Below are 13683 nucleotides of genomic sequence, written 5' to 3' on the forward strand. Positions count from 1 at the left end.
AGCATCGGAGCTGGTGCAGGACCACTGATTGGCCGGGCGTTTGTTGATGTCGGCGCGTACACTCTGTGTTCTGGCTGCCAGCTGCAATCGCTCTATTGTGTGCATTGTTTGCAACCCTGCTGTTGCGCGGTATCAATTTGGGGCAGGCTTCGTCGACTAAAATCGATGTCGCTTCTTCAGCCCTGGCTTTTCTTGGATTCGGGCTCTTCGTGGCAGGTCTGCAAAGTCACGGTGAGGCACTCGGACGCGTCCTAGCGACTGTCGCCGGATGCGTCATCCTGGCGGTATTTTGCATACGCCAACTCCGCTCCCGCGACCCGCTCATCGATGTACGAATGCTCAACTTCTCCCGACTGGGAGCCCCTTCGCTTGCACTCGTCGTCGGTTCGGCGTGCTACACAGGATCGGTCTTTCTTTTTAGCGCAGAGGCCAATTCACTGCTGTCTATCCTGCCAGTCTCAGTTTTGGCATTGTGGGTATCCCTCGGAGGATTCGCTTTCCACAAATTGCAATCTCGATTCACTCCAGTGCACATGTTGCAGGTCAGCCTGGCTACATGCACCCTCGGCCTTGCAGTAGCTGCTTTCGTCGGCTTGTGGCCAGCCAGCTTCTTGCTCGGCCGAGGAGTAGGGGTCTCGATGGCATCCGGAGACGCGTACCTGCTTGGAAGCGTTCCACCCAAGGATGTTGCACGTGCCGGAGCTCTCCAGGAAACCAGCCTCGCAGTGGGTGCAGCTCTGGGAGTGGCCGGGTTCGGTGGAATTTACGCCGGTATCAGCTCGGTCGCAGTAACGTCCGTCATTACAGCGGGTATCGTTGCCATCGTCGTATGGATTCTTCGCTACAATCGCGGCGTTTTCAAGGCATAGCCAAACTGGGCCTTGACCCTGAATCTTGGACACGGGTTATGCAGCTGGGGCCAGGTTAGTTGATGTTGTGGCGAGTGCTGTTTCGTAGGCGATGGGGCTGCGTTGTCCTAGGCTGGAATGGCGGCGTCGGACGTTGTAGCGGTGGTGCCAGCGGAACAGGTCGAGGCGTGGATCTCGGCCTCGATCACCCGCAGCGGGAGGCCACCGATCCGGGTCAGGTAGGAGCCGTCGGGCAGCAGCGCCAGCACCGGCGGTCGTCGGGTGCTGGTGGCGCGAATCAAGAACTGCGCCCCCTGAGCTGCGATGTCTGCGAGCAGTTCGTTGCTGTCGAAGGCGCGGTCCGCCAGGAGGAGCATGTCCGAGGTCAGGTGGCCGACCAGGTCGCCGACGTAGTCGGGTCTCGCCCTTGGAGGCGAGGCCGAAGACCGCTGTAATCAGGCCGCGGGTGCCTGTTTCGCACAGGGTCATGAGCATCAGCCGGGGGTAGCCGGTCGGGCCGTAGCGGCGTTCGGTGCGGCCGAGCCAGGACCGGTTGCGCTCGTGGTCGGGGACGGACAGGCTCCCGCAGCCGTCGAAGGCGACCGTGCGCCAGCGGCGGTAGCGCACTCCAGGCGTGGACGGCTGGGCCAGCGGGCCGGCCAGCACGTCGAACAGCCGCTTGAGCGGGGCCACCCCGACCCGCCGACGCAGATCGCGAAGTGCCTTCTCCGAGGGCTGCGGCACCCGGGCGGCCAGTCCGGCTGCGAGTTTGCCCCACACCAGTCCGGTGCCCAGATGCTCGAACAGCCCAAGCGCGAGCACGAAGTACACCCCGACGCGAGAGGGGAGGCTCCGAAGTCGTCGCTCGCGCGCCCCGGCCTCGTCCAGTACCGCATCGACCAACTCGGGTGGGATGACCTGGGTTAACTCACCGATGTGACCGGGCGCGAACACGTCACCGGTTCCGCCCGTGACAAAGTGGGCCACTGAGCCTCTGCTTTCTCAGGAAGATCTTGGTCGATCCCCTGGATAGCAGAGGCCCTTCCCGTACCTCGCCCACCCTTGACACCGCCGCCGAGCGCTTAACTTCGTGGCATTGGTCGATCATCTGCCGGTGGCAGTAGCCCTCCGGCCGCCCGCCTCGCCCCTCCAACCAGGCCGGAACCGGCAGCACGGCCCGGATGACCCGCCACTCCGCCTCCCTCATGTCGGAGCCATAGCACGGGGTGTGGTCCGGCTGGTCGGCCGCGTTGCCGAACCTGTGCGCGAGACAGTCACACGACAGGGAGGGCGAGTTGGACTCCAGGCACGCGAGCGCGAAAGACTGCGGCAACAGGGCCTCCTGGTACTCGGTTGGGATCGCACCCCCGAACTACCAAGAGGCCCTGCTGTCATGCGCCGACCCTCGCGCGATCACCCGATCAGCAACCCTGTTCGACCAGGCCATCCCCGTGATCGATAAGCGGATGGCGTCTGAGGCCAGCTCACTGTTACGAAGGTGTCAACTATCGTGCTTCGGCTCAGCTCTCAGGATCTGCCGCTTCCCAAGTCAGAGGCTGTCTCATGGGGACCAACGCCAGAATTGGGCGTACTTTCCCGGTTCTCACAAACTGCGTCCCTGCGGCTCGGGAGAAAGCCCATCTCGCAGAGGGCGCCCCGCGCGCAGCCTCACCGACCGGGTCAGGCCCATACCCTGTGTTCGTCCGTGAAGTACAGCCACGGCTGCCAGCCGGCTGTGCCCTTGCTTAGCAGCTCGTCCATGCCGCTCGCCCAAGTCGGCAGGTCGGTCAGCTCCAGCAGAATCCGCTCGAGCTCCGCCCCGGCCACCAGGACGCGGCGTCGTGGCCCTGGATGGCCACGACGGCTGATCCGGCTTCAGGTCGGCGCCGTCCGGCAGGACCCAGTGGGCGTCCAGACCGGCCTTGCGAAGTTCTTCGATGAAGTTGTCGGACGAGAGCGTCACGCTGAAGACCAGGACCTCGGCGATGAGGCCCGCGCACCGCGCGGGCCGGAACGGGTAGATGCCCCACGGCGGGGCGAGGGTGTTGCGCGCCGCGCTGTCTCCGCTGCTGAAGCAGATGCGCTCTCCGGTGAACGGCGTGCGGCGCAGCAGTGCCGCGTACGCCGAGTGGAACTGCCAGGTGACTTCCTGCAGTCCCCACCTGCTGCCTGCCGCTGCGATGTCCAGGGCGAGCAGACGCGGGTCAGAGCCCCAGCGCGACGGGGAAGCGGCGCGGCACCGGGACCAGGCGGTCGCGCGGTCAGCTGCCGGTGGCGCTGGCAGAGGGTGCGATTTCGCACTGGTGGTTCGAGCAGGGTTCCTGATCGAATCTCGGTCAGGGCTTCGTGGCCGCCGTGGTCTTCTTGGGCTGGCGGGGGAGGGCCTTGGTCTTGTCGAGGTGCTCGTACACCGTCGACCGAGGCCTTGGCAACGGGGCTGCCAGCGCCGAGAGTTGCGGTGCGCGGTGAAACCGGGATGGGGGCATAGCATGATCAACAGGCCTGCTAGGCGCACGGTCGGCTACCACGACGCCCGTAGGTTGTTCCCCCCGATGTCCACGGTTCAGTTCGATCACCTGCTGAAGCGATTCGGTATCCGCCCGGAACGCGAGCTGCTCAGCGGCGAGGAACGCTACCCCACCGACACCATTTACGCGCTGGCGCAGAAGGTCGAGGTGGGAACCGTTCGAATTCCGCCACCTACAACCGCTGAACGGCTCACCGAAGGCTTCCGTACGATGCTGGCTCTCCTGGTAGTCGGCGGGTTCCTGATCCTGATCGTGAGCTGTTTCATCATCCTGGTCCGGAGCTGAGCGAATCGGAGATCGACCGCCTGGCCGGCCCTGGCGCGCCCATCCGCGAGCATCACTTCCAGACAATCGTGGAACCCGCTGTTGTACCGATTTCGGGGCTTGGCGGTTCTGAAGTTTCCCCGTGATCCTGGACACGGGGAAACTTCAATCCCCCGCTCCGCCTTCGCCCCGGCCGGCGACCTCCGGCCGCTCCCAGTGCCGGAACCCGCTGTCCACCCCCGTCTCCTCGGCAGCGCTCCTGCGCGGTGCCCGATCAGAGTCGTTCAGGCGGGCGCCGTCGGCAACGAGCTGGACCGGGAGGGGATCCGCGACGAACGACCCCCGCCCGTGCATCGTGCAGACGAGTCCCCCGTTCCGCAGGATCCGCACCGCGGACCGTGCGCACATGTTGGCGACCTGGTACCGGTCCTGCAGGACCCGCGAGGGCGTTCGGGTCTTTGTGGACCTAGAGGCGGGGGTTGGCGACCAGTACCCGGTCGAGCATGTCGGCCTCGGAGCGGCCTACTGACCTCTTCGGGGTGTTGTCGGGTGGCGGGTGAGGCTGAAGCCGGTGCCGGCGAGACACCCGTCGATGAGTTCGGGATGACGCTGGATGCGACGCAGTCCGCGGCGTAAGACGCGTTCGAGATGCGCGTCGTCCGTGAAGGCGACGTTGGCCAACGGACCGCGTCGCAGCAGTGACCACACGCCTTCCACCGGGTTCAGATCCGGTGCATAGGAGGGAAGTTGCACGATGGTGAGCCAGTCGTGTTCGGCAGCGTACTGCCGCATTCCGGCGGCCCGGTGGGTGTTGAGATTGTCCCAGATCAAGACGATCGGGGCGCCGAGTTGCAGGTGAGCACGCACGACCAGGTCGCGGTAATCGCTCCAGGCGAAGCTCTTGCGCCCTGAACCGGGATGCTTGCGGTGACGATAGGGCCGGAAGATCAGCCGCGATGTCTCGCCGGGCTTATAGCAGCACAGGGCCGCGATCGAGAAGCGGCGCCAAGAGCGTCCTCGCACCCGCACCACCGGCGTGTGCCCCCGCCGGCTCCAGGTGCGGGCGAGGGACGGTGTCATCGAGAACCCTGCCTCGTCCTCGAACACCACGTACGCCCCGAGCGCCGCCGCAGTCATTCCACGTGCGGCCACACGTCCTTCTTCCACAACCCCACCGCGTCGTCGTCCCGTTCCACAGCCCGCCGGGCAGGCGACTGCCAGGACCAGCCGTGACGGTGCAGCAGCCGCCACACCGCCGCTGACGAGCAGTCCACCCCGAACTTCCACCAGATCAAGGCCCGGATCCGTCCCAGCGTCCAATGCTGGTCCTCCCAGCCATGCACGGCCGGCCCCCGCGCCAACTCCCGCTCCAGTTCGGCGAACCGCTCATCAGATACCTTCGGCACCTTCGCAGGCCCCGACGTCGCCAGAGCCTCCATACCGCCCGCCCGCCAGACGCGCCGCCACCGCTCCACCGACCGCGCACTGACCCGCAGATCCTTCGCGATCACCGCGTTCTTCTCGCCCCGCACGAACCGCTCACCAGCCTCGAAACGGACCCGCTCCCGAGCCTGCTGCCCCTCGGCGGTCAACCCGCCACCCTGCGCATACCGCATATCACCGGCCTACCGCAGGGATCACCACCCGTCACCCCCTCCGACAACACCTCGAAGAGGTCAGTAACGGCGGTAAAGGAAATACCGCCCGCGTATCCCCCAGCGGGGGTGCAGGTCAGACCCGCCAGGAACCCGCCTCGGCCGTTCCCCAACCCGCGGGGCACTCTCGGACACCTCGCAAGCGCGGAGCTTCAGGCTGCTCAGCCCCATGCCCAGAAGGTAGAACAGCTTCTCAGCTCGCGGTGGCTTCGTGTTCGGCTACTTCGCCGCGACGTCGAGACGTACGGGCATCAACAGGTGCCGGTAGCCGATGCCGGCCATGTCGGGCCCCTCCGTGAGCAGCACAAGCCTGGCGGTAAGTCCGTCCTTCCTGCAGCCAGCCGGTGCCGCGCTGCGCGAACATCAGCTGGAGCGCTCCGGACACGGCGGCAGTCCTGACACAGAAACAGGCAGCAGACGCGGGCCGGCCGTTGGCCGGCTGGGGGCTGCCCCCTGACAGGGGGCAGCGGGATGGTGAGGGCCGGGCCCTTGACGGGGCCGGGAGACAGAGTGCGGCCGGGACCCGTTGGTGCGGCACCACCCCTGGCGGCGATGCGCGCCCCGGCGGCGCCTGCCAACGTCGGCTCGAGCAAAGTCTCTATACCCCCACGGAGGGCTTCTTGCTGTGGATTTGGTATGGCAGCTGCGGCCGGGTCACCAGGGTTCGGATGGTGTGCCGTCCGGGTCGAGTCCGTACGGCCACCATGCCTTCAAGCGCGCTGTGAAATCCACATCGTGATCAGAGAGAAAATCGTAAATGGAGACGGCTCCTGCATCAGCGGCCTGCCGAGCGAGGCCTTTGGCTGCTCCCGGATCTCCGTCCCTAAGCCGTCTGACAGCGGCCGCTATGAGGGCGCTGCCTTCGGGCGGGGTGCGAGGCTTGAATGAATCGGGCCCGTTCAATGGATCGAGCTCCCACCGCATTCGGGGTAGTCGTGCGAGGGTGGTGGCGGCGTCAGTGCCTGTCTCCTGGGCCCATGCCTCAGCTGCGCGTTGATCGCCCCAAAGCCTTGCGAGAGCGAGCAGCGCGTGATCGTCGCCGGTTCTGACGGCCCGGAGGATGAATGCTTCGGCTCTGTCCCCATCTTCCTCGTAACGCGAGGCGAGCGTTAGAAGGGCGTACACGTCACCGGCGTCTGCGGCCCGCGGGATTATGGCTGCAGCTCCCTCCCAGTCGCGAGCGATTTGCCGATGCCGAACGAGCCGCTCCAGCACCCACCCGCTCTCGTTATAGGGACCGGAAGCCCGCATCGTAAGGTGGAATGCCCAGGAAAGGCGATACAGGCGAAAGGCGGCTTGCGCCAGACGGCCGAGGCCGTCAGCGGCGGTGAGGTGGTCGTGTGCGGCATGCCCCGCGGGCAGGTCAGGGACCATGCATCCCGCGGCACCCGCCTCGGCGAGAGCGTCGGCGAGGCGCTGCGGGCCGTAGGCCCGGACGCTGGACAAGTAGCTCATGACGACGATCGGGCTGCGAGTTCCGGCGGCAACCTGCCGGACCGTTGCCAGCACAGTCCCCATGCCGTGCCCCTGGAGCAGTGCATGGTGATGCGCAGCTCTGATATCAGGACCGTCCAGCCACGGGTTAGACGTCGGTGCGCCGACTTCGAGCAGACCTGCGCCCTGTTGGGCGTAGGTGAGGAGGGCGTCGATGCCGCCCTCTACGTCGTCCGGGATACCTGCGAGCGCGAAGGCGCCGAGAGGCCGATTGCAGCATCAGCGACGTGCCGCTCGTATCGGCTGTGGACCCACTCACTCAGCGTTCCGCACCCCGTACAACCCGCTGGAACACGGGCTCGCGTCTGGGCCCGGATCACCACCACAGGGCCAGAAGCATCAACTGAGACCACCAGCACAGACGCCAAGGGCGGTAACAGATACGGCAGTTCAACAGAGCACAGCCAGAGCCTGCCCGCTACGCGGACCGGCCGACCGTCGCTCCGGGATGATCTCCGGCTACGAAAATCGTGCCAGAGCCACATAGGCGCGTACGCCGACACCCCTTCACTCCTGGTCGCTGCTGAGCTCAGGAGCCTTCGATCGGCCCGGCCCGATCCCATCCAGGCACCCGCACGTCGATCGTGAGACCTCCCGACCCGACCTCCTCACCGCAGGTCCGGCACGTCGACGTCAGATCGAGGTCGTGCTCGGCGTCGTGCTCGGAGCCGGGCCCGCCGCGATGCCGGAAGGCGACCGGCGGAGTGTCCACCGCCCAGCGATCGCCCCAGGCCAGCAGCGCGCGCATCACCGGTGCGAGATCGCGGCCGGCCTCCGTGAGGTGGTATTCGAAGCGCAATGGGCGCTCGCTGTAGGCGCGGCGCTCGACCACGCCCGCCTCTTCCAGTGCGCGCAGTCTGGCGGCGAGGCGGTCGCGGGGGGCGCCGGTGTTGCGGACGATCTGGTCGAAGCGCTGATTGCCGTAGAAGATCTCGCGGATCGCCAGGAGGGCCCAGCGTTCGCCGACGAGTTGCAGCGCGGCGGCCACGGAGCACGGCCGACCGGGCACTTCGGGGTGCGGAACCGAGTTCTCGCCCTGCTTCGCGTTCGAGGTCACGCCCATCATCCTCTCCCGAGTCCGTTGCGTTTTCAAACCCACACAGCTAGCCTCCGATCCATGACAGTTGGAATTTCAAACCCACAAAGGGCGTCCCGAGCCGTGTTCGCGACGGTCGCGGCCGCGGTCTTCATGTCGAACCTCGACCTCTTCATCGTCAACGCGGCCCTCCCGGCGATCGGCCGCTCGTTCGGCGGCAGCGGCCTCGGCTCCCTCTCCTGGGTCCTCAACGGCTACGCGATCGCCTTCGCGGCGCTCCTCGTAGTCGCCGGCCGCGTCGCCGACCGCTCCGGCCACAAGCCGGTCTTCCTGACCGGATTGGCGGTGTTCACCCTCGCCTCGGTCGGCTGCGCACTCGCTCCCAACGTCGGGACGCTGGTCGCGGCACGGCTCGTGCAGGCCGCCGGCGCTGCGCTGCTGATGCCGACGTCGCTCGCGCTGCTGCTCGACACGACGGCGCCCGAGAAGCGCGCCGGGGCGGTGCGGGCCTGGGCGTCGATCGGCGGGATCGCCGCCGGACTCGGGCCGGTGGCCGGCGGGCTGCTGGTCGAGGCCGGATGGCGCTGGGTGTTCATCGTCAACGTGCCAGTGGGGATCGCGGCGTTCGCGCTCGGTGTCAAGGTGCTGCCGTCGCCCGGACGCGCTGGGGCGGAGAAGAGTCCGCTGCCCGACCTGTTCGGCGCCGCCCTTCTCACCGGATCGATCGCAACGCTCGCGCTCGGCCTGGTCAAGGCTCCTGACTGGGGTTGGACGAGCGCCGGCACCCTCGGCGGCCTGGCTGCTGCGGTGCTGCTCGGCGTCTGGTTCGTCCTGCGCTCGGCCCGCCACCCCGTGCCGATCGTCGAGCTGCCGCTGCTCCGGGTTCCGGCGTTCGCATCCGCCGCGGCCGCCCTGACGCTGTTCACCGTCGCGTTCGCCGGAATGCTGCTCGGCGCGGTGCTGTGGTGCCAGGGCGTGTGGGGCTACTCGGCTCTGCGCACCGGCTTCGCCATCGCGCCGGGACCATTGCTGGTGCCGCCGGTCGCGTTGCGGATCGGGCCCGCCGTCGCCAGATTCGGTGCGGGCCGCATCGCGCTGGCGGGAACTGTCCTGTTCGCGGCCGGCATCCTGTGGTGGGCCGCGACGCTCGACACCGGCTCGGCCTACGCTGCCTCGCTCCTGCCCGGCATGATGCTGACCGGCCTCGGCGTCGGCATGACGATCCCGGTCCTGACCGGGGCGTCGGCGGCCGCCCTGCCGCCGGCCCGCTTCGCCACCGGCTCGGCCATCACCTCGATGGGCCGCCAGATCGGCGCGGTCCTCGGCGTCGCGATCCTGGTCGGCATCCTCGGCACCCCGGCCCCCGGACACGCTGTCGCCGCGTTCCAGCACGGCTGGTACGCGGTCGCCGTGGCGTCCCTGCTCGCCGCGTGCGCGACGGTCCCGCTCGTCCGCAAGCCGCGACCGGCCGCCGCCAAGACGGCCGACGTCGCAGAGGCCGCGAAGGTCGGCGCCGCCTGAGAAGCGAGTTCCGTCCGTCGATGGACGGACGGAACTCGCACTCGCCCGAAGGGCCGCTAAAGGGCCGCGCTCTCAGGAGCGCGGCACCCGCGAACCCGGCTCAGCTCGCACGCGGAGCGGCCATGCCCCTGCCGTGCCAAGGCAGCACCTTGCTGTCCCGAACCAGCTCCCCTATTCGCCGGGTCGACAGGCTCGGCCAGAATGAAGTCGAGCAACCGCGTGGCGGCCTCCGCAGGCGTCGAGGCGTGGCTGAAGTCCTCGAACCGAGTTACTCGGGCCAAGGCCCGCGAACAGGCCGAACTCCTAGCTCACGCAGGCTCTCCACGACACGCCGACACCAGTTCGACACGCCGGGAGGATCACACAATCGATGGGGAGCTCAAGAGAACAGGTTTGCCCCACCCCAGAGCGGCAAGTGGGGAAATCCAAGGCTCTGTCCGCAGTTTCGTGAATCCCCAGGTCAGCGAAGTGAGCGAGGGATCGTTTCGCCAGAGTATGTCCCGGCATGGCGACCAAGACGGTCGAGGCTGTGCTGTTTCCCGGGATCGATGTGCGAGTGAAGCGCGTCAGTGACTCCTCCGATGTCCTTGTGGCGGAGGCTGTGTCCACGGCTCGCCCAGGCCGGTGCCCGGACTGCCGGAAACAGGCGAGGCGTATACACAGCACGTACCAACGCGTCCTAGAAGAAAGGCCGGTGGGGTCTCGTCGGGTCCTTGTCCGGCTGCGGGTCCGCCGGTACTTCTGTGATCGGAAGAGCTGTTGCCGCAAGACGTTCGTCGAGCAGGTGCCGGGGCTGTCCGAGCGGCACCCCCGCTCCAGCATCGGGCTGACCGGTTGGCTGCGGTCGATCGCGATCGAGCTCGGCGGCCGTCCGGCCGCGCGGCTGTGCCGCCGCCTGATGCTGGTCGCGGGCCGGACCCGGCTGCGGCAGTTGGCCCGTCTGGCCAACTAGGTGCTCAGATCCGGCGGCGCCGACGAGCGGTCAGCCGCCGTGGAGGCCCCACTCTTCGAGGCCGCCGTACACCCGTGTTTCCGGCGAGTGGACCAGCGGATCGGCGACTGCGACCTGGTCGGCGCCCACCCGTCCGCTGCTGCGCTGTCGACCGCCCTGCTGGGCCCCGGAGCTGGCGCGCCATGTTCGGCAGAAGTCAGCGGCGTCCAGGTCGCTGAGACGTTGTGCTGAAGGGGCCGGTGGCGGTGTCGCAGGCCTCATCAGGTCTTGACGTGGTTGCCCAGGACGCTGCTGATGGCCTACCAGTCGATCAGCATCACGCCGCCACTGGCGCCGCTGGCCATGCCGAACAAAGCCACCTGCATCCCTGGACGCAGCCGGCCCTCCTCGATGGCGAGGGCCAGCTGGAGGGGGAGGGTGGCGGCGCCCATGTTCCCGGTGCGGTGGAAGGTGGGCACGATGGCGTCGGGATGGACACCGAGGCGTTCGCAGAATGTGCGGACGAAGGGGACGGACGGCTGGTGGACGCAGGCGAGGCCAAGTTGTTCCGGATCGGTGTGCTGTTCCTTCATCCACTGTGCGGCGCGGGTGTCCAGGCCGAGGAAGGAGGCGAGCAGCTGGTCGGAGTCGATGTGCAGTCCTGCCGGCTTGCCGGGGGCCTGGTGGGGGTTGAACAGGGTGGCGGCGGGCCAGCCCGCAGAGTTCGCCATGAAGGTGCTGCCGGTGATCCCGGGTTGGGCGGAGGCTTCGAGAAGCAGGGCGGCGCCCATGTCTCCGCCGGTCAGGGAGGCGAGTCCGGTGCGTAGTGCGGTGGGGCTGGGCAGTGTCCAACGGCTGAGCCGGCTGAGCGTTTCTCCGCATGCGACGAGGATGCGCCGGTAGCGGCCGCCGCGGATGAAGGCGTCGGCAACCTCCAGGGCGTTCAGGACGCTGTTGCAGGCGTTGGAGATGTCGAAGACCGGGCAGCTCAGTCCGGTCCGGGCAGCGACGATGTGGCTGTTGGCGGGTTCCTGGACATCGGCGCTGACGGCGGCGAACAGCAGCAGGTCGATCTCGCCCGGGGCGAGGGCCGCCTGCTCCAGTGCGCGGTGGACGGCGCGGGAGGCGAGGTCGGACGGCAGGTCGCCTTCGACCGCGACGATGCGCTCGTCCAGCCCGTACAGCCTCCGCAGCAAGCCGGGCGGAATCCGCATGCCGGGGCTGTGCTCGCGCAGCCGGTCCTCGATGGCTTGCGAGCTCTCGCGGCCGGCGGGCAGGTGGACGGCGACCTGCGTGATACGGCTGTAGAGGCTCATGCCGCCCTCTTCCCAGCGCCGGCGCGCTGTGGGGCCCTGAGGGGCAGACCGGTGATCGTGTGTTTGACCCTGTCCGACAGCCACAGCGGTGACACCTCGTGCAGCGGTACGAGGAGGCGGGCGTCGAGACCGACGGAGTAACGGGCTTTGGGGCGGCGGGAGGACAGGGCCCTCTCGATGGTCCGGGCGACCGGCTGCGGGCCGGGAACGCGTTGGTTGACAGCCGTGAACAGAGCCCGCGACCGTTCGTAGCCGGCCCCGCCGCGATCCGCCCCGGCGAGATCGTCGACCGCCCGGTCCAGCATCGCGGTGGCGAACGCCCCGGGCTCCACCAAAGACACCCGGACACCCGCATGCGCCATCTCCATGCGCAGGCAGTGGGTGAGCGCGCTCAACGCGTGCTTGCTCGCGCTGTACCAGCCGCCCAACGGCCAGGGCACCCGCCCCAGACCGGACGACACATTCACGATCCGGCCCTCGCCCCGAAGGCGCATCCCCGGCAGGGCGAGGCGACAGATCCGCATGGCCCCCAGCAGGTTCACCTCCAGCAGATGACGCGCCTGCTCATCGGTCACGTCCTCCAACGACCCCGCCTGCGGCACACCGGCGTTGTTCACCACCGCCCACGCACCACCACCCGTCATGTCCACGATGCGCCCCATCGCCTCGACGCAGGAAGACGGCTCGGCGACATCCAGCACCACAGTCCTCAGCGACTGCCCGCGCGCCGCCGCAGCAGCGATCAGTACATCCGCCTTCTCCTGACTGCGCGCCGTGGCGATCACATCAAAACCACTACCGGCCAGCCGCAGCGCCGTCGCCGCACCGATGCCTCCGGTCGCCCCTGTGACCACCACACTGCGCTGTACCTGACGCCCCACCGAGCCATCCACCGCCACCCCTGCCTCACTCCCCCAGGATCCACAGACGGCTCGCGCCCTGTGCGCCACCGCACGGTGAGCAACGACCAGGAAGAAGCACAGTTGTGGCCCCGGCCCGGATTCGTCGGCGATCCCTGGCCCCCTGCACGGCGACCCATACGACGGACACAAGTCGGACCCCAACGCCACAATCGCCCTGGAGACACTCCCCGTGATCCGGGTGACGGACGGCACTGCCATCCCGGCCCGGATCATCGCAGTCGATGCATCGGGCCACACCGTCGCGGTCTACACCGCCCAAGTTCCTATCGCGAAAAAGACCCGCAACGTCATCCTCGACAAAAGCTTCGGCGCTCCCGCGATCACAAAAGACGGGGGCTCGACCAACTTGTAGCGCGTTCGCCCGCAGTTGACGCCGCCCCTTCGCATACGGCGTGCAGCTTCGAGCCGTTCGTGATGACGAACGTGCACGGCCGCTGCCCCGGGACGGCGGGGCGCTGGTGTCTTCGATCGGGTGACAGGGCGGGGGAATCGGCGTGGTGCGGTGACGTGCCCGCGAGGCTCGGAGCATGCATATCGCGGTGCTGGATGTGGACGGGACCCTGATCGCCGGCACGCTGGCCGGTCCGTTGCCAACGATGCCGGCCGAGGCAGGACTCGTTCCCCGCGATCGGCTCGAGCGGCTGCGCCGGGCACAGCTGACCTCGGATGCGGAGGACCCGCAGGCGGCGGCGCGGTTGAACGAGTTGTTCGCCGCGATGCTGACCGATGTGCCGACAGGGCGTCGGGTTCGTCCTTCGGCGCCTGCCGGCTGTAGCCGGTCGGGCACGCCTGGCCGTCCTGGCCGTCAGCGCCGTCCTCACCCTTGGGGCCCTGCTCGCCTTGCGGGCCGGCTGGCCCGGTGTCGCCGGCCGGACCCTGCGGACCGACGACCGTCTTGCCGTCGGCGCCCGGACTGCCCGGGGCTCCGGTCGGCGTCCTTGATCGCGTCGAGAACGAGGTCGTAGCTGGTGGCGATCCTGCCGTCGTCGGTTCCGGCCGCGGTGACGACGGGAACGGCGTCGGAGCCGATCTGCTCCACCAGCAGGCGCAGACGTGCGGCAAGCTCGGCGCTGTGGGACACGAGTACGATGCCGACGGGTGTGCTCATGAACAGTCACATTAAATCTCGGAACACTGTTCAGCAATACTGAATCGGAGATCTCTATG

11 protein-coding genes and 2 pseudogenes are annotated in these 13683 nt (G+C 68.0%); 5 read left to right on the top strand and 8 right to left on the bottom strand.

Annotated features, from left to right (window positions below; all coding sequences use genetic code 11):
- The first annotated feature begins 65 nt into the window (after positions 1-65).
- The gene (locus OG966_RS00630; RefSeq protein WP_326647317.1) at positions 66-869 is read left to right on the top strand and encodes a hypothetical protein; all 804 of its coding nucleotides are present in this window, start codon (positions 66-68) and stop codon (positions 867-869) included.
- A gap of 158 nt (positions 870-1027) precedes the next feature.
- On the opposite strand, the pseudogene OG966_RS00635 reads toward OG966_RS00630, so the two are convergent.
- Positions 1028-1835, bottom strand: a pseudogene (locus OG966_RS00635) (transposase domain-containing protein); the annotation flags it as partial.
- A 693-nt stretch (positions 1836-2528) separates the two neighbouring features.
- Entirely contained in the window at positions 2529-2675 is a 147-nt protein-coding gene (locus tag OG966_RS00640; RefSeq protein WP_326647318.1) for a hypothetical protein, read from the bottom strand.
- Between the two features lie 662 nt (positions 2676-3337).
- Here OG966_RS00640 and OG966_RS00645 point away from each other — a divergent pair.
- The gene (locus OG966_RS00645; protein ID WP_326647319.1) at positions 3338-3661 is read left to right on the top strand and encodes a hypothetical protein; all 324 of its coding nucleotides are present in this window, start codon (positions 3338-3340) and stop codon (positions 3659-3661) included.
- 501 nt (positions 3662-4162) lie between these two features.
- On the opposite strand, the gene OG966_RS40605 is transcribed toward OG966_RS00645, so the two are convergent.
- The 3 genes and pseudogenes from OG966_RS40605 to OG966_RS00665 form a co-directional block, all read right to left on the bottom strand.
- Positions 4163-5256, bottom strand: a protein-coding gene (locus tag OG966_RS40605; RefSeq protein ID WP_442806643.1) for an IS630 family transposase whose coding sequence is annotated in 2 segments (ribosomal slippage) — positions 4163-4792 and positions 4795-5256 — 1092 coding nt in all. Because the reading frame shifts where the segments join, the coding sequence is not laid out codon by codon here.
- 693 nt (positions 5257-5949) lie between these two features.
- Positions 5950-6972, bottom strand: a pseudogene (locus tag OG966_RS00660) (tryptophan synthase subunit alpha); the annotation flags it as partial.
- A 346-nt stretch (positions 6973-7318) separates the two neighbouring features.
- The gene (locus tag OG966_RS00665) at positions 7319-7846 is read right to left on the bottom strand and encodes a winged helix-turn-helix transcriptional regulator (RefSeq protein WP_326647321.1); all 528 of its coding nucleotides are present in this window, start codon (positions 7844-7846) and stop codon (positions 7319-7321) included.
- Positions 7847-7948: 102 nt separating this feature from the next.
- Between OG966_RS00665 and OG966_RS00670 the strand changes: the two genes are divergently transcribed.
- Positions 7949-9346: an MFS transporter gene (locus tag OG966_RS00670; protein ID WP_326647322.1), complete on the top strand. Its 1398-nt coding sequence runs from the start codon at positions 7949-7951 to the stop codon at positions 9344-9346.
- 505 nt (positions 9347-9851) lie between these two features.
- The gene (locus OG966_RS00675; RefSeq protein ID WP_326647323.1) at positions 9852-10298 is read left to right on the top strand and encodes a transposase family protein; all 447 of its coding nucleotides are present in this window, start codon (positions 9852-9854) and stop codon (positions 10296-10298) included.
- 299 nt (positions 10299-10597) lie between these two features.
- On the opposite strand, the gene OG966_RS00680 is transcribed toward OG966_RS00675, so the two are convergent.
- Together OG966_RS00680 and OG966_RS00685 are read right to left on the bottom strand one after the other, a co-directional pair.
- Positions 10598-11593 carry a 3-oxoacyl-ACP synthase III family protein gene (locus OG966_RS00680; RefSeq protein ID WP_326647324.1) on the bottom strand — a complete coding sequence of 332 codons (996 nt, stop codon included), beginning with the start codon at positions 11591-11593 and terminating at the stop codon, positions 10598-10600.
- Positions 11590-12474 (bottom strand): SDR family oxidoreductase, encoded by an 885-nt coding sequence (locus tag OG966_RS00685; RefSeq protein WP_326647325.1) that lies wholly within the window; start codon positions 12472-12474, stop codon positions 11590-11592. Before OG966_RS00685 ends, OG966_RS00680 begins: the two co-directional genes overlap by 4 nt.
- A 211-nt stretch (positions 12475-12685) precedes the next feature.
- Between OG966_RS00685 and OG966_RS00690 the strand changes: the two genes are divergently transcribed.
- On the top strand, positions 12686-12868 hold the full coding sequence (locus tag OG966_RS00690; protein WP_326647327.1) for a hypothetical protein: 183 nt from the start codon (positions 12686-12688) through the stop codon (positions 12866-12868).
- Positions 12869-13333: 465 nt separating this feature from the next.
- On the opposite strand, the gene OG966_RS00695 is transcribed toward OG966_RS00690, so the two are convergent.
- Positions 13334-13624, bottom strand: a complete 291-nt coding sequence (locus tag OG966_RS00695) for a PTS-dependent dihydroxyacetone kinase phosphotransferase subunit DhaM (RefSeq protein ID WP_326647328.1) — start codon at positions 13622-13624, stop codon at positions 13334-13336.
- Between the last annotated feature and the right edge of the window lie 59 nt (positions 13625-13683).

The organism is Streptomyces sp. NBC_01750 (genome assembly GCF_035918095.1).
GTDB lineage: Bacteria > Actinomycetota > Actinomycetes > Streptomycetales > Streptomycetaceae > Streptomyces.

What these genes read in the sequence shown, in the direction of transcription:
- OG966_RS00675 (WP_326647323.1), top strand. Translation starts at nt 9,852, where the DNA reads ATGGCGACCAAGACGGTCGAGGCTGTGCTGTTTCCCGGGATCGATGTG.
- OG966_RS00645 (WP_326647319.1), top strand. Translation starts at nt 3,338, where the DNA reads ATGATCAACAGGCCTGCTAGGCGCACGGTCGGCTACCACGACGCCCGT.
- OG966_RS00680 (WP_326647324.1), bottom strand. Translation starts at nt 11,593, where the DNA reads ATGAGCCTCTACAGCCGTATCACGCAGGTCGCCGTCCACCTGCCCGCC.
- OG966_RS00695 (WP_326647328.1), bottom strand. Translation starts at nt 13,624, where the DNA reads ATGAGCACACCCGTCGGCATCGTACTCGTGTCCCACAGCGCCGAGCTT.